General features: G+C 66.7%; 18 protein-coding genes. 9 read left to right on the top strand and 9 right to left on the bottom strand.

Annotated features, from left to right (window positions below; all coding sequences use genetic code 11):
- The first annotated feature begins 39 nt into the window (after nt 1–39).
- Both aspS and RBB34_RS07825 read left to right on the top strand, forming a co-directional pair.
- Nucleotides 40–1848, top strand: a complete 1809-nt coding sequence (aspS, locus tag RBB34_RS07830) for an aspartate--tRNA ligase (RefSeq protein ID WP_306118643.1) — start codon at nt 40–42, stop codon at nt 1846–1848.
- A gap of 1 nt (nt 1849) precedes the next feature.
- Nucleotides 1850–2452: a GNAT family N-acetyltransferase gene (locus RBB34_RS07825; protein WP_306118642.1), complete on the top strand. Its 603-nt coding sequence runs from the start codon at nt 1850–1852 to the stop codon at nt 2450–2452.
- A 5-nt stretch (nt 2453–2457) separates the two neighbouring features.
- Here RBB34_RS07825 and RBB34_RS07820 read toward each other — a convergent pair whose 3' ends face one another.
- On the bottom strand, nt 2458–3639 hold the full coding sequence (locus tag RBB34_RS07820) for a hypothetical protein (RefSeq protein ID WP_306118641.1): 1182 nt from the start codon (nt 3637–3639) through the stop codon (nt 2458–2460).
- A gap of 215 nt (nt 3640–3854) precedes the next feature.
- On the opposite strand from RBB34_RS07820, the gene RBB34_RS07815 reads away from it, so the two are divergent.
- Entirely contained in the window at nt 3855–4754 is a 900-nt protein-coding gene (locus RBB34_RS07815) for an alpha/beta hydrolase (protein ID WP_306118716.1), read from the top strand.
- A gap of 36 nt (nt 4755–4790) precedes the next feature.
- Nucleotides 4791–5390, top strand: a complete 600-nt coding sequence (locus tag RBB34_RS07810) for an MOSC domain-containing protein (protein ID WP_306118640.1) — start codon at nt 4791–4793, stop codon at nt 5388–5390.
- 156 nt (nt 5391–5546) lie between these two features.
- Here RBB34_RS07810 and RBB34_RS07805 read toward each other — a convergent pair whose 3' ends face one another.
- A complete protein-coding gene (locus RBB34_RS07805) occupies nt 5547–5870 on the bottom strand; it encodes a DUF2293 domain-containing protein (protein ID WP_306118639.1) in 324 nt (107 codons plus the stop codon).
- Between the two features lie 62 nt (nt 5871–5932).
- Here RBB34_RS07805 and RBB34_RS07800 point away from each other — a divergent pair, with 62 nt between their 5' ends.
- The 3 genes from RBB34_RS07800 (at nt 5933) to RBB34_RS07790 (ending at nt 8680) form a co-directional block, all read left to right on the top strand.
- Nucleotides 5933–6952, top strand: coding sequence for a metalloregulator ArsR/SmtB family transcription factor (locus RBB34_RS07800; protein WP_306118638.1), 1020 nt, complete (start codon nt 5933–5935; stop codon nt 6950–6952).
- Complete coding sequence (metF, locus tag RBB34_RS07795) at nt 6952–7866, top strand: methylenetetrahydrofolate reductase [NAD(P)H] (RefSeq protein WP_306118637.1); 915 nt, start codon at nt 6952–6954, stop codon at nt 7864–7866. The genes RBB34_RS07800 and metF overlap by 1 nt, the downstream gene beginning before the upstream one ends.
- Nucleotides 7867–8407: 541 nt before the next feature.
- Nucleotides 8408–8680: a hypothetical protein gene (locus RBB34_RS07790; protein WP_306118636.1), complete on the top strand. Its 273-nt coding sequence runs from the start codon at nt 8408–8410 to the stop codon at nt 8678–8680.
- Between the two features lie 60 nt (nt 8681–8740).
- Here RBB34_RS07790 and RBB34_RS07785 read toward each other — a convergent pair whose 3' ends face one another.
- Nucleotides 8741–9919 (bottom strand): lytic murein transglycosylase, encoded by a 1179-nt coding sequence (locus RBB34_RS07785; RefSeq protein WP_306118635.1) that lies wholly within the window; start codon nt 9917–9919, stop codon nt 8741–8743.
- Between the two features lie 27 nt (nt 9920–9946).
- Entirely contained in the window at nt 9947–10756 is an 810-nt protein-coding gene (locus tag RBB34_RS07780) for a GH25 family lysozyme (RefSeq protein ID WP_306118634.1), read from the bottom strand.
- A gap of 358 nt (nt 10757–11114) precedes the next feature.
- Between RBB34_RS07780 and RBB34_RS07775 the strand changes: the two genes are divergently transcribed.
- Nucleotides 11115–11579, top strand: a complete 465-nt coding sequence (locus RBB34_RS07775; RefSeq protein WP_306118633.1) for a MarR family winged helix-turn-helix transcriptional regulator — start codon at nt 11115–11117, stop codon at nt 11577–11579.
- A gap of 7 nt (nt 11580–11586) precedes the next feature.
- On the opposite strand, the gene RBB34_RS07770 is transcribed toward RBB34_RS07775, so the two are convergent.
- From RBB34_RS07770 to RBB34_RS07750, 5 genes are all read right to left on the bottom strand, one after another.
- Nucleotides 11587–12186, bottom strand: coding sequence for a LysE family translocator (locus RBB34_RS07770; protein ID WP_306118632.1), 600 nt, complete (start codon nt 12184–12186; stop codon nt 11587–11589).
- A 160-nt stretch (nt 12187–12346) separates the two neighbouring features.
- Complete coding sequence (locus tag RBB34_RS07765) at nt 12347–12751, bottom strand: curlin (protein WP_306118631.1); 405 nt, start codon at nt 12749–12751, stop codon at nt 12347–12349.
- Nucleotides 12752–12930: 179 nt separating this feature from the next.
- Entirely contained in the window at nt 12931–13326 is a 396-nt protein-coding gene (gene csgH / locus RBB34_RS07760) for a curli-like amyloid fiber formation chaperone CsgH (RefSeq protein ID WP_306118630.1), read from the bottom strand.
- A gap of 83 nt (nt 13327–13409) precedes the next feature.
- Nucleotides 13410–13841, bottom strand: coding sequence for a curlin (locus RBB34_RS07755; RefSeq protein WP_306118629.1), 432 nt, complete (start codon nt 13839–13841; stop codon nt 13410–13412).
- A gap of 135 nt (nt 13842–13976) precedes the next feature.
- Entirely contained in the window at nt 13977–14432 is a 456-nt protein-coding gene (locus RBB34_RS07750) for a MarR family transcriptional regulator (protein ID WP_306118628.1), read from the bottom strand.
- A gap of 134 nt (nt 14433–14566) precedes the next feature.
- Here RBB34_RS07750 and RBB34_RS07745 point away from each other — a divergent pair, with 134 nt between their 5' ends.
- Nucleotides 14567–15070, top strand: coding sequence for a hypothetical protein (locus RBB34_RS07745; RefSeq protein WP_306118627.1), 504 nt, complete (start codon nt 14567–14569; stop codon nt 15068–15070).
- Nucleotides 15071–15086 lie beyond the last annotated feature (16 nt).

The following is a 15086-nucleotide window of genomic DNA, read 5'->3' as shown; positions in this document are numbered from 1 at the left end:
GGCGCCCACACACCCATCACGGAACGACCGAGGCCCGATATGCACCGCTACCGCAGCCATGATTGTGGCGCCCTTCGCAAGTCCGAGGCAGGGCAGACGGCCCGCCTGTCCGGCTGGGTGCACCGCGTGCGCGACCATGGCGGCGTGCTGTTCATCGATCTGCGCGACCATTACGGCATCACCCAGATCGTCGCCGACCCCGACAGCGCCTGCTTCCGGCAGGCCGAGACGGTGCGCGCCGAATGGGTGATCCGTGTCGACGGCACGGTCAAGCAGCGCGACGCCGACCTGGTCAATCCCGAACTGCCGACCGGCGAGATCGAGGTCTATGCGCGCGATCTCGAAGTGCTGTCGAAGGCCGAGGAACTGCCGCTGCCGGTCTTCGGCGAGCCGGACTATCCCGAGGACATTCGCCTCAAATACCGGTTCCTGGACCTGCGCCGGGAGACGCTGCACGCCAACATCGTCACGCGCACCAGGGTCATCGCCGCCATGCGCCGCCGGATGGAGCAGGTCGGTTTCACCGAGTTCGCGACACCGATCCTGACCGCGTCCTCGCCCGAGGGCGCGCGCGACTTCCTGGTTCCCTCGCGCATCCACCAGGGCGAGTTCTACGCCCTGCCGCAGGCGCCGCAGATCTACAAGCAGCTTCTGATGGTCTCCGGATTCGACCGCTATTTCCAGATCGCGCCGTGCTTTCGCGACGAGGACCCGCGGGCCGACCGGCTGCCGGGCGAGTTCTACCAGCTCGATGTCGAGATGAGCTTCGTCGAGCAGGACGATGTGTTCGCCGCCATGGAGCCGGTCATTCGCGGCGTCTTCGAGGAGTTCGCCGGCGGCAAGCCCGTCACGCCGGAGTTCCGCCGCATCCCCCATGACGAGGCGATCGCCCGATACGGCACCGACAAGCCGGACCTGCGCAACCCGATCATCATCGAAGACGTCTCCGAGCACTTCCGTGGTTCGGGCTTCAAGGTGTTCGCACGTATCCTCGAGGACGACGCGCGCGGCGCGGTCTGGGCGATTCCGGCGCCGACCGGCGGCAGCCGCGCCTTCTGCGACCGCATGAATTCCTGGGCGCAGGGGCAGGGGCAGCCGGGCCTAGGCTACATCTTCTGGCGCGAGGAGGGCGGCCGCGTCGAAGGCGCCGGGCCGATCGCCAAGAACATCGGCCCCGAGCGCACCGAGGCAATCCGCCTGCAACTGGGCCTGAAGGCGGGCGATGCGTGTTTCTTCGCCGCCGGCGACCCGAAAAAGTTCGCCGCTTTTGCCGGCGAGGCGCGCACCCGCGCCGGCGAGGAGCTCGACCTGATCGACCGCGACCGGTTCGAACTGGCCTGGATCGTCGACTTTCCCTTCTTCGAATGGGACGAGGATGAAAAGCGCATCGATTTCGGCCACAATCCCTTCACCATGCCGCGCGGCGGCCTGGGCGCGCTGGAAACCGAGGATCCGCTGTCGATCAAGGCCTGGCAGTACGATCTTGTCTGCAACGGCTACGAGATCGCCTCGGGCGGCATCCGCAACCATCTGCCCGAGGTCATGGTCAAGGCGTTCGCCATTGCCGGACTTGACGGCGACGTCGTCCGGGAGCGCTTCGGCGGGCTCTATCGTGCCTTCCACTTCGGCGCCCCGCCCCATGGCGGCATGGCGGCGGGCATCGACCGCATCGTGATGCTTCTGGTCGGCGCGAAGAACCTGCGCGAGGTCACGTTGTTTCCGATGAACCAGCAGGCGCAGGATCTGCTGATGGGGGCGCCGGCGCCGGCCAGCCCGGCGCAACTGCGCGAACTGGGGCTGCGCATAGCGCCGCAGACGGGCAAATCGCACGCCAGGCCGGACGGCTGACATGGCCCGCTTCCGGGTCGTCGCCGGCTTCCCCGAAGCGCTGCGCCGCCCGGCCGCCGATCTCTATTACGGCGCCTTCGTCGACAAGCTCGGCCCGGTGCTCGGCCGCGACGGGCGCGGGGCGGCCTTTCTCGCCGACATCATGGACCCGCAATTCTGCCTTTGCGCGGTTTCCGACGACGAGACCCGGCTTTTCGGCATTGCCGGCTTCAAGACGGCGGCCGGCGCGCTGGCCGGCGGCGGCCTGGCCGATCTGGCCCGCCACTACGGTCGCTTCGGCGCTCTGTGGCGCGGCATTGTCCTGTCGCTGCTCGGACGCGCGACCGAACAGGGCATCTTCCTGCTCGACGGCATCGCGGTCAGGCCCGAAGCGCGCGGCAATGGCATCGGCACCGCACTGCTCGACGCCATCGAGGGCATGGCCGGCGAGCGCGGATTCACCTGCGTCCGGCTCGATGTGATCGACACCAATGGGTGCGCGCGGGCACTGTATGAGCGGCGCGGCTATGTGCCCGTTTCCCGGGAGCGGCTGGGACCGCTTGGCCGGCTGATCGGCTTTTCGGGCGCAACGCGCATGGAAAAGCCGATCGCGCCGTCTCGCTGAGGCCCCTATTGGTTGGCGGTCACGGACACGCGCAGGATGTCGATCAGCGTTTGCGGCGACGACATGGCGGCCGCAGTGAGCTGCGCCATCGGGACGGCGTTCTCCGGATCGGCCGAGATCGTCAGCGATTGCGGGTTCTCAAGGAAGGTGCCGACGGCGGCCGTCACCTCGGCGGCGAATTCGGGTGCCCTGAGCTGGGCCAGCCCGAGCGGCAGCATGCCCTTGGCCATCGCCACCACGCCGGCGCGATCGACGCCCTGCTGGGCGGCGACGAAGTCGACGATCCGATTGGTCAGCGACCGGTCGTCGAGGCTGAACGAGATGGCATTGACCTCGAGCTGCTGCATCAGCCCGAGCATGGCCATGTTCATGGCGTCCATGTTCTGCTCATCCATCTGCCGCTGCATGTCCTGCAGGGCGCCGATCAGCTCGGCCGTATAGCCGCTGAAGTCCATGCGCATGGTCAATTCGGCGGCGTCATCGACGCTGATCGTGACCGGATCGAGGGTCATGCGTCCGGTCTCCGCGTTCCAGCTTCCGGTCCCCTGCATGCTGCCGCGCAACGTCTCATAGCCCAGCGCCGCCATGGTTTGGCGTGCCTGCGCGTCGTCGAGCGTGCTCATGTCGGCGACCATTCCGGCCACCTCCATGTCGTATTGCATCGTCTCGCCGGGCGCATACGGGCTCATCGAGGCGCGCGCGCTGTCCATGGAAAAGACGGGACCGTCCTCGTCCGAGACGGTCAGCCCGTCCATCAGGAAGGATTCGTAGAGATTGCCGCGCAGAACCGGATCGGTCACCTCCGGTCCGGCGATCGTATATCCAATAATGGCGCCGCCCTCGAAGGAGACCGTGACATCGTCGTCGGCATGCTCCATCGCCGGGATGGCGATGCGGCCGACGCGATACGATCCATCCTGGGTCTCGGCGACGTCCTCGAGCACGGTGTCCTCGAAGACCAGCGCGTCGATGTCGGCGGCCGGCGCGATGGTCAGCGTCGCGATGGTGATGTCGTCGCCGCTGACGCTCACGCCTTCGGCGCTGGCCGTCAGCCCCTGTGCGTTGAGCTGGCCGACCATGCGCTCGACGATCTGCTGGCCGTCGATCTGCGCAAGGGCGGGCGAGGCGGAAAGGCCGATCGATAGGGCGAGCGAACCGGCCGTTGCGGCAAGGCGAAAGCGTGTCATGTCTGCATCCTGCTGGGCGGTGGGAAACTGTTGACTGTCAGGGATTGGTTATGCGTGCTGTGTCCGATTGCACAACCGACAAGGCCGTAACATCGTTTCACACTGTGAATCGAATCCAACTTTACCAAGGCAGATTGTCCGTTTCCCGCCTGCGCGTTATGGCTATGTTCGCGGCGATGGTGGCAAGCGGCAAAAGGGAGGTCGCGGAATTGGCGATGCTGACAAAGCTCGATGCGCATCGGACCGACGGTCCGCGCGCCGCCTGGCGTCCATGGCGGGTCCTTGGGTGCGTGGCCATGCTGGTCATGTGCGCCTTGGCGCTCGTCGTGCTGGCGCCCGGTCCGGCGCAGGCGATGAAGCTGCACGATGGTCTGAGCTATGCCGGCGGGCTCAAGCTCGACGTCTACGAGCCGACGCACGTCCGGCGCGGCCTGTTCGCCCGCAAGCGGCCCGTCGTGCTTTACGTCCATGGCGGCGGCTGGGTGAAGGGCGACCGCAAGCGCGTCTATTCGATGCCGCAATGGCTGACCTCCCGCGGCTATGTCTTCGTCGCCATCGACTACCGAAAGGTGCCGCAAACCACCATTGACGGGCAGGTGCGCGACGTCGAGCGGGCGATCGCCTGGGTCCGCCGCAACATCCGGCGCTACAATGGCGATCCCAATCGGATCGTGCTGATGGGGCATTCGGCCGGCGCGCATCTGTCCGCGCTCGCCGCCGCAACCGGCCGGGCGCAGGGCCTGCGCGGCGTCATCCCCAACGACGTGCAGGCCTATGATCTTCTCGCCTACGCCACCAAGCGCGGCTCCATCGGCTCGATGTTCGGCACCGCCTTTACCGACGAGCCCAAGAACTGGGTGCGCTGGTCCCCGGCCACCCATGCCAAGCGCAATGGCCGGTTGCCGCCGCATCTGATCCTGTATTCGCGCAGCCAGGGCGAGCGGCGCCGGGCGATCTCGATCGGTTATGCCAATCTGCTCAAGGGGCGCGGCACCGATGTGGACGTGTTCCACGGCACCGCCTATTCGCATGGCGCGATCGCCGCGCGCCTTGGCCGGCCCGGCGACAAGGCGACGGCGGCCATCGAGCGCTTTCTTGCCCGCGTGACCCGCTGACGCAATGCCGAGCCTGACCGCAAAGGAAGAGCGCCGATGCTGCAAGCCCAACCCCAGATCAGCCCGCGCCGGCGCCTTGCGGCCAGTGTCGACGGGCTTTTCGCCGCAAGAGGCGATGATTTCGTCACCAGCCCGGTCGAGACGCTGGAGTTGACCTTCGAGGGCGTGCCCGGCGACGTCCATGCCGGCATGACCCGCAATTCGGGCAGCCGCGAGCCCTGGTACACGCGCGGCACGCCGATCCGCAACGAGCGCCAGGTTTCGATCGTGGCGCGCGACGAACTGGCCGATGTCGCCGCCGAACTTGACGTTCCCATGATCGCCCCCGAATGGATCGGCGCCAACATCACCCTGGCCGGCGTGCCGATGCTGTCCATGCTGCCCGCCTCGACGCTGCTGTTCTTCGAAGGCGGGGCGACGATCAAGGTCGACTTCCAGAACGGTCCGTGCCGGCATGCCGGCGCCGCCATCGCGCGCCATCTGGGGCGCGACGGCGACACCGACCTGGCGCTGGCCTTCGTGCCGGCCGCCAAGCGCCGGCGCGGCCTGGTCGCCTGGGTCGAAAAGCCCGGCACCATCGCCATGGGCGAAAACGTCACCGTGCAGATCCCCGAACAGTGGATCTATCCGGGGTGACACGTGCGGCCGGCGCGGCGCGGCGATCCCGCCGGGCCCATCGAGCGACAGCGGTACCGTTCGTCATCGGTCCGCGCCACGGGCTCATGCGGGCAGGCCGCCGGATGACGGCCGGTGCGGCTCGGGCTCGGGCAGCGCTGACGCCCTTGTCGACCCTCATCCGGCAACCGCAAGGTCGGCATCCTCGTCCGGATCGAGCAGCCGCGTTGCCTGCCAGCGGCGCAGGACGGCATTGATGTCGTCGATGACGAAATACCGCGCCGCGTCGCGATCATAGCCCTCGTCCATCAGCGAATCGTAATCGGTATGGGCATGGCGGATATGGGCGACCGTCGCCAGCCACACGGCAACCGGCGCGTCGAGCCCGCGCATGTGCGGCCGGGCGACCAGCGCCTTGACCGCTTGCGCGTCCTCGAGCGGCATCATCGGTGCCAGCGCCGTCAGTGCCCTGGCAACCGCCGCCTGCCGCCTTGTCGCCATGATGCGCCCCTGGTCATGATTTCCGGTTGTGCCGATAGGGCAAATGATATAAACATATCTTTATGTCTGATCGTGCGGACCATGCACCGAGCTTTGCCGTCGATACGATGGTCGAGCATCTCAAGTCTGCGGCCGAGCCGAGCCGCCTGCGCATGTTGTGTCTGCTCGCGCAGGCCGAACTGACCGTCTCCGACCTGACCACGATCCTGGGCCAGTCGCAACCGCGCGTCTCGCGCCATCTCAAGCTGCTTTTGGAGGCGCGTCTGATTCGCCGCCGGCAGGAGGGGTCGTGGGCGCTGTTCCGCGTTGCGCGGACGACCCCGCAAGGGGCGCTGGTGGCCGGCATCCTCGAGCAGCTCGACCGCGACGATCCGGTCGTCGTGCGCGACCAGGAGCGCCTGTGCGATGTCAAGCGCAAGCGCCACGAGGCCGCTTCGGCCTATTTTTCGGCCAATGCCGAGAGCTGGGATTCGATCCGCTCGCTGCATGTGCCCGAAAGGCAGGTCGAGAACGCACTGCTGCGCATCGCCGGGGAGCGCACGTTCAGCGCCATGCTCGACATCGGCACCGGCACCGGCCGCATGCTCGAACTGTTCGCCCCGCGCTACCGCACGGCGGTCGGCATCGACCCCAACCGCAACATGCTCAATGTGGCGCGGGCCAATCTGGACGATGCGGGGCTCGACCGCGCCGAGGTGCGTCTGGGCGATGTCTTCAACATGCCCGTCTCGCGCAACGCTTTCGATCTTGTGGTCATTCACCAGGTGCTGCATTTTCTCGACGATCCGGCGGCCGCGGTGGCGCAGGCGGCGCGCTGCCTGGCGCCGGGCGGGCGCATGATCATCGTCGATTTCGCCCCCCACGAGATGGAGTTCCTGCGCCAGGAACACCGCCACCACCGGCTCGGCTTTGCCAGCGAATCGGTCGCGGCGTGGCTGACCGAGGCGGGGCTGGACAATGCGGCGGTCGAGAAGTTGTGCGCGCCCGAGGGCGAAAGCGACGACAAGCTGACCGTCGTGATATGGGCCGCGGACGATCCACGCTACGAGATGGCCGAAACACGAAAAACGGAGGCGGCATAATGGCCGGCAGCGTATTCACACGGACACAGCAGGTTGCCTCGTCCGCCGACTTCAGGGTGTCGTTCGAGTTCTTTCCGCCCAAGAACGAGGCAATGGAGCGCACGCTTGCCGACACCATCGAGAAGCTCGCGCCCCTCAATGCCGACTTCGTGTCGGTGACCTATGGGGCCGGCGGCTCCACGCGCGAGCCCAGCCAGCGCACCCTTGCCCATGTTCTCGAACATGGCGGCACCGATGCGGCCGCCCATATCACCTGCGTGGGCTCGCCGCGCGAGGATGTCGATGCGGTCATCCGCGAATTCGCGGCGATGGGCATCCGGCGCTTCGTCGCCCTTCGCGGCGACCCGCAAACGGGCATGGGCACGCGCTACGTGCCCCATCCGCAGGGCTATGAGACCTCGGCGCACCTGGTCGCCGGGCTGAAGGCGTTCGGCGATTTCGACGTTTCGGTCGCCGCCTATCCGGAGAAGCACCCCGAAAGCCCCGATTTCGCCACCGATATCGACATGCTCAAGCGCAAGGTCGACAATGGCGCCGACCGGGCGATCACCCAGTTCTTCTTCGACAACGACACCTATGAGCGCTATGTCGAGCGGGTGCGCAAGGCCGGCATCTACGTGCCGATCGTGCCGGGCATACTGCCCATTCACAGGTTCAAGGCGGTCGCCAACTTCGCCTCCAAGTGCTCGGCGCAGATCCCGCAATGGCTTGCCGAGCGCTTCGACGGGCTCGACGAGGACCCCAAGACCCATGCCCTGATCGCGTCCGCCATCGCCGCCGAGCAGGTGCTCGATCTGGTCGACCGCGGCGTGCGCGATTTCCATTTCTACACCATGAACCGGCCCGATCTGGTCTTTGCGATCTGCCGGCTCATCGGCGTGCGCGAGCAAACGCCGGTCGGCGCCGCCGCCTGACGCGGCCCCGCCCGCACACGGCGCACGCCCCGAACATCGTTCGGGACGTTGCCGTCGTGCCAGATCGACGTGGGCCGGACGTCAGGAAGACGGCCCGGACGCAAAATGGCCCGGACGCAAAATGGCCCGGACGCGATGTGTCGCGGCCGGGCGTGTTGCTTGTGCGGGGGATGTGATCAGAGGACGCCGAACACCAGGGCGCCCACAAAGGCAAAGGCTGCACACACGAAAACGAGGTTCAAAGATCGCGTCAGATCCATGGCTGACCTCCCTGTGTTATGAGCGTTTAGTCTATGCGATGCGCGCTCTCTGGCAACAAAAAACGTTGCTGCATCGCACCGTGGCGCCGGCAAAATGTGTTCCGTTCTGGCACAAGCGATTGAAAACAGGTCCCGTGACGGCGCTTCGCGCTGCATCGAAAAAACCTTGCGCCCATGTGGACAATCGGCCGCTCGCCCGCATTGACGGAACAGCTCGCGACATTGACGGAACGGATTGTCGAGCTAGATCTTTCGCTATCTCCAAGCCATGGAGGCGGCTGATGCGACCAAGGCCCGACAAACCGGCAGTGCCCAAGCTGATCCGCTTCGTGGCGCTCAATTCGGCCATCGGCATCATGATCGGATGGGCGATCGCCGGCGCGCTGTTGTGGATGAACGTGTCCGGGCTTGGCGACATGTTCATGCAATCGGACGCCAAACCGGTCGTCCTGGCGCTGCTGGGCATGTCGTTCGGTGTCACCTTCGGCTTTGCCTATCTGAGCACCGCGGTCATGCTCATGCCCACGCGCAAGGACGACTTCGACAGGCTCTGAGCGCCGCTCCGGCCTGCGCGGTCGGGGCCGTGACCGCCGAAGCTCCGGCCCGCGCCCGGTTCACAGTGCGGCGAGCAGCGCCTGCGTCGGCCAGGCATCGGCCGGCATGCCCAGCCGTTGCTGTTCGAGCCGTACCGCCGCGCGCGTTCCTGCGCCCAAAATGCCGTCGATCTCGCCGACATCGTGGCCGCGCGCGGCCAGCTTGCGCTGCAATTGCTTCATCTCGGCTTCGGTCAGCGCCGTGTCCGGGTTGCCCGTGTCGTAACGCGGCGCGCCAGCCAGGCGCGTGGCGAAATAGGCCGCCGTCGTCACATAGGTCAGCGACTGGTTCCATTCGAGCAGCACGTTGAAGTTCGGATAGGCCAGGAACGCCACGCCCTTGCGGCCCTTGGGCAGGAGCAGGCTCGCCTCGAGCGAGGTATCGAGCGTGCCGTTGCGGGCGCGAACGCCGCGCGCCATCCATTCGCTCACCGGCAGGCGCCGATGGATGCCGGCATCGAACCAATCCATCTCCTCGGGCACGCTCACCTCGACCAGCCATGGCTGGTTCGCCTGCCATCCCAGCGAGGCCAGGAAATTGGCCGCCGTCATGATCGCGTCGGGCGTCGAGGTCTTCAGGCGGATGCGCCCGTCGCCGTCCCCGTCCTGGCCCTTGGTCAGATAGTCCTCGGGCAACACCTGGATCTGGCCGATCTCGCCGGCCCAGGCGCCGGTGATGTCGCGCGGCACCACCCCCAGATCGATGAGCCGGGCCAGGGCCATGAGTTGCGGCCGGAACAGTTCGGGCCGGCGGCAGTCATGGGCGAGCGTGGCGAGCGCATTGAGCGTGTTGAAATCGCCCTGCACGGCGCCGTAGTCCGTCTCGAATGCCCAGAAGGCGGCGATGATTTCGGGCGCCACGCCGTATTGTGAGCGTGCCCGCTCGAAGACATCCGAATAGCGGCGCAGATTGGCCCGGCCATTGTCCATCCGGTTCTGCGAGATCAGGCGCTGGGAGAAGGTCAGGAAGTCGAGCGTGAAGATCCCTTGGGACCGGTCGCGGCGGATCACGTCGGGATCGGTGCGCGCGCTGGCCAGCGCGTCGAGCCCGGCCTGGCCGACGCCCTGCGCCCGCGCCTGCTCGACCGTGCCGGCGCGCCAGCTCGCGAAATCGCCGCCGCAGGGCTGCGCGGCCGCCGTGCCGGCGAGCACGGTGACGGCGAGCGCGGCAAGCGAAAGGGTCGGGGCGGGGCGGATCATCTTGCTTCTCCAGAAGGTTCGTTCGGCTCAGTTCGTGGCGGCATCGAGCCATTGCTGCCATTGGGCCCGGTCGCCGGCGAACACATTGATATCGGTATCGCCGCCAATGCCGGGAACGCGGCCCGTGCCGGTGTACTGCCAGAAGGTGAAGTCCCGGCCCGCATAGACCACGCGCGGATGCGCCTTGACCGAGCGCAGCCAGAAGACCTCGTCCTTCATGTGGCCTTCCAGATTGTCGCGGTGAAAGGCGATCGTGGTGTAGATGATCGGCCGCTTGCCGTAGTGCCGCTCGAGCGTGTCGAGAAACACCGTCATTTCGGCGCGCACCGTCCCGGGCGGCGGGCGGAACCGGCAGGTCGGCGATTTATGGTTCCATTCGACATCGAGCACGTGGGGCAGGGCGGTCCGGTCGCGCGGCACGTTGCGAATGAACCAGCGCGCCTGCCGCTCTGCCGAGGTGCAGAAATAGAAGAAATGATAGCCGCTGCGGGGCACGCCGGCGCGCCCCGCGTCGTGCCAGTTGCGCATGAAGGTTTCATCGAGCCGGTCGCCGCCTTCGGTCGCCTTGATGAAGGCGAACTCGATGCCGGCGCGGCGCACCGCCTTCCAGTCGATTTCGCCCTGCCATTTGGAGACATCGATGCCGTGAACGGGAAGCCCGAAGGGTGCGCCGCCTTCCCACTCATGCACCGGATCGCTGTCGCCGAAGCGCGGGGTCGCGGTCGCATAGCTCGCCTCCAGCGACCGGGTCAGCGCCGAATAGTCGATCTTGGTGCAGGCGGCGGCGATCGATACGGCCAGCACCGCCGCCAGCAGGCTCAACGCGTTTCGCATCATGGTCGAATCGGTCCCCCCGAGCCCATTTTAGGGCATCGCCGCCGAACGGCCATCGCGCGGCATGACGGCATCCGACTTGGCGGCCGATTGTGGCGGGCCGGTGACACCGCCGGCATCGGGCGGCTCGAAGGCCGGGCAGCGGGCCAGCCATTACGCCGATGCACCCTGGCCGCGCCTTGTCGAACACGCGGTCTTCGACAGATCAGGCACACGCGCATGCAGCTTATGGTAGTTTTCTTGCTCGACGCTCTTGGCGAATCCTGTATCGAATGATTACAATTACCGCTTTCGAGGCAGTACAAGATACATGCGTATGCATTCAAGCCTCGTTTTGTTCCATCGGGGATAGGGGCGCTCCATGTCGGAAACCATGTGCTGCGATGATGCATCCGAACTGCGATTGATGATTGACGGCAATTGTCATCTGCTGGCCGTGCGCAAGGCATCGCGAAGGCTCAGCCAGTTCTACGATCAGGCGTTGGCGCCGCACGGTTTGACAAGCGGTCAGCTTGCCCTGATGGCAATGATACTGCGCCACGGCCGCTCCACGGTCCAGATGCTTGCCGGTGCTCTTGCGCTGGATCAGTCGGCGGTCTCGCGCGGCATCGCCCCGCTCGAGCGCGTCGGCCTTGTGGTGTCGCGCTCCGATGACGGCGATCGGCGCAAGCGCATCGTGATGCTCACCGACAAGGGTTGCCAGCGGCTGCGCACGGCCGCGATCGCCTGGAAGGGCGCCCGCGAGCAGCTCGAAGCCCGCAATTCCGGCCTGGATCTGAACGTGCTGGCCGCCGAACTCGACCGGCTTGCCTTTTCGGTGCCCTGAGCCGGGCTCAGCCGAGCAGCATCCAGACGGCCACCAGCGCCAGCATGCCGCCGAACACGGAATTGAGACGTCGTGCCTGGCCGGCATCGCGAAAGCGCGCCGAGATCCGGTCGCCGAGCGCGGTCCAGGCGGTGAAGGCAACCAGATTGTTGAGCGTGAACAGCACCGAGATGGCAACCACCAGCGTCGCCGCCCCGTTCGCGCCGGCCGGGATGAACTGGCTGAACATCGCCGCGATGATCACATAGGCCTTGGGGTTGAGCAGCAGCAGCACCGCGCCATCGACGAAACCGGCCGGCCGGGCTTCGGCCGCCCGATCGAGCCGGCCGGCGCGCATCAGCTTGATCGCCAGCCATAGCACATAGGCCGAGCCGGCATATCTGATCGCGGTGAACAGCGCCGGCGACAGGTCGGCCGCCCGCGCAAAGCCAAGGCCGATCAGGGCGGTCACGATCACCGTTGCCACATGATAGCCCGCGCTCGCCGGAAGCGTGCTCGCCAGGCCGAACCGCGCGCCATTGGCGGCGAAGACCATGTTGCCCGGTCCGGGTGAGAAGGCCAGCGGAAACAGGAAGACGATCAGCGCAATCGCGGTTTCGGCCGTCATGGGTACCTCCAATGCTGCCCCAGACCTGCCGCGCATCGGCGTCCGCCGCCACCCGATACTTGCCGACGGCCAGGCCGCCGCGCCGCAAACGAAAGCGCCCGCGCGATGGGGGTCATCGCGCGGGGGCAAAATGGCTGGTGTGAGGCGACGGGCCGGACGATTACCAGCCGAACTGGAAGGTGGCGCCGGTTTCGCCGCCCGACTGGGTGACGTGGCCTTCGGTGCCTTCGCCGAACTGGAACAGGCCATGGGCGTTGCCGTTGCCGTTCTGGGTCAGCGTGCCGACATGCCCGTTGCCCTCCTGGTGGACGATGCCCAGATTGCCGCCGCCGTTCTGGATCAGGCCGGCGGCATTGCCGATCCCGTTCTGGCTGATCGAGCCGTTCTTGATGCCGTTGGCCAGCGCATAGATGCCGAGGCCCAGACGCATCGCCTTTTCTTGGTCGGCGTTCTGCGGGGCGACCGAGACCGAGACCGAGCCGCCGGCATGGGCGGGCAGGGCGGCAAGGCCAAGGCCCGTCGACAGGGCGAGGGCGGCGGTGAAGGTGGTGAAGCTGCGGGTCATGTCAGGTTCCTTTCAGGGCTGTGATTGCCGATCGTTGAAACCATCATGGCCCGGCGTGGCTGAACCGGCGCGGAACCCGGTGTTCATCTTGCGTTAACCGCGGACGGATCGGCGCGCAGGCGAACGCCAAAAAGGCCCCGCCGCGAGGCGGGGCCTGCCGGTGCGCGATTGGTGTTCGCTCAGATGATGCCGCCGACCCGTTCGGCGCAGCGGAAGGTCTCGCCATTGGCGGTGACGTCGAGTTCGACGTCGTAGACGCCGCCGGCCGACAGCATCACCATGCCCAGCGTGGTCGGGCCGTTGGGGCCGGCATGGAACCGCGAGCCCTGAGAGATGTCGGTGCTGCCGCCGCGGCCGGTGCTTTGCACGTTGAAGCGATACTCGCCGCTGACGTCGCGGTCGGCATGCATCAGGCCCGAAAGCCGGATCATCGCGCCGCTGCGTTCGGCCAGGATCTCGCAGCGCACCGGCTCGCCGGTCGCGATCGGCGTGGTGCCGGTGGACGATGCGGCGGCGCCCGCGGCAATGCCGGCCGCAACGAGACCGGCGGCGAAGATGAGGCGTTTGTTGGTCATGGGTGGTCTCCTTGTTTCAACGGGCGTGCCGGGAGGAACGCGTCGCTCCCCCCGGCCGCGCCACTGCCTTGTGCCTGCTGCGGTCAGGGGCAGGTCTGCACGAAGGCCGAAACATTGCCGGCGCCCGCCTGGGTGACATTGGCATCGCACCCATTGCCGACCTGAACGCCGGCGGCGACGTTGCCCGCGCCGTCCTGGGTCAGGATCGCGTTGTGGTCGTCGCCGAACTGGCCGACGCCGGCGGCATTGCCGATGCCCTGCTGCCAGGTGTCGGCATTGTTGTTGTTGCCGACCTGGCCGGTCGCCGCCGTGTTGCCGATGCCGAACTGCTGGGTGAGCGTCTTGTTGAAGGCGCCGTCCTGGAACACGCCGAGCTTGTTGGCGATGCCGGTCTGGCCGCCGCCGGCGGCGTTGCCGATGCCGTACTGCTCGATGGAAACGTCGTTGGCCATGGCCGGTGCCGCAAAGGCGGTTGCCAGGGCGATCGTGCCTGCGATGATCAGTTTGTGGGTCATGGTCGTTCTCCTGTGACTTCGGGTTTCGCTGCGCCGTTCGTTCGGCGTTGACCCATGTCTAGAGAACCGGCCCGGAACCGGTGCTGAACCGGCTGTTCAGATTGCGTTCACCATGCAAGAAGATGCCGGGCGCGCTCAGCAGGGCTCGTCGGCGGTGCGCGTCCGCGCATTGCGCTCGATGCGGCCGAGCAGGCCGAAAAGACGCTGCACGTCCTCGTCCGAAACGCCCTCCAGAAGGCGCTCGTTCACCTGCCGCCAGAAGGTCTGCAGATGGCGCAGCCCCTCGCTCCGTTCGGTCAGCCAGACGCGCACCGCGCGCCGGTCCCCCGCATCTTGCTGGCGCGCGACCAGTCCCTTGTCCTCCATCCGGTCCAGGATGCGCGAGACCGCCGGACCGTTATTGCCGGTATATTCGGCCACTTCGCCGACCGGCAGCCCGTCGCGCCGCCACAGCGCCGACAGGATCACCCATTGCGCCAGCGTCAGATCGTGCGGGGCGAGCATGTGCTGGCACAGCGCGTTGCAGGCGCCGGTTGCGTAATTGAGCGCACGGCCGAGCGAGGGAGGCGGGGTCAGTTTTTTGCTTGTCATGTAAGATAATTCCATGTAAGTTATTTTGTGAGATATCGCCGTGCCTGTCAAGCTGACGGTCGCCATGGCCGTTGCCAAAGCCACTGCCAAGGCCGTCGCCGCTGACGGGACCGGTGCGAAAAAGGAGGTGAACCATGCGCAGGATCGTTTTGACAGCCCTGGCGGCGACGCTCGCCGCGGCCGGCACCGCCGGTGCCCAGGATGACAGGACGCAAGGACGTGAACTGTCCGAACTCGTCTTCGGTTCCATCGATCTCGATGGCAAGGGCCATGTGCACATGGGCGACATGGAGCGCTTTCGCGCCGAGGTCTTCGATGCGATGGACGCCGACGGCGACCTGAAGATCACCTATGACGAGTTCAGCGCCTGGGACCCCGGATATGCCATCATCGCCCAGGCCGAGGGCCAGCCCCAGGCCTATGCCACGGCCACGCGGATCGTCTTCAGCTTCTGGGATCGCAATGCCGACTTCGTGCTGACCGAGGCCGAGATGCGCTTTGCCGTCAGCGCCGATTTCCGCCGCGCAGACCTCAACGATGACGGCCTGCTGTCCGAACAGGAGTTTCTGCAGAGCTTCGGTGTGATCGTCGCCCTGCGCGCGGCGATCCGCCCCGATATCGACTTTCGCGTTCAATGAAGACCGAGGAGAGCCT

This window comes from Roseitalea sp. MMSF_3546, assembly GCF_030732865.1.
In the GTDB taxonomy this organism is placed as follows: Bacteria; Pseudomonadota; Alphaproteobacteria; order Rhizobiales; family Rhizobiaceae; genus Roseitalea.
Note: the sequence above shows the minus strand (reverse complement) of the source record. Positions and strands in the feature narration are given on the sequence as shown.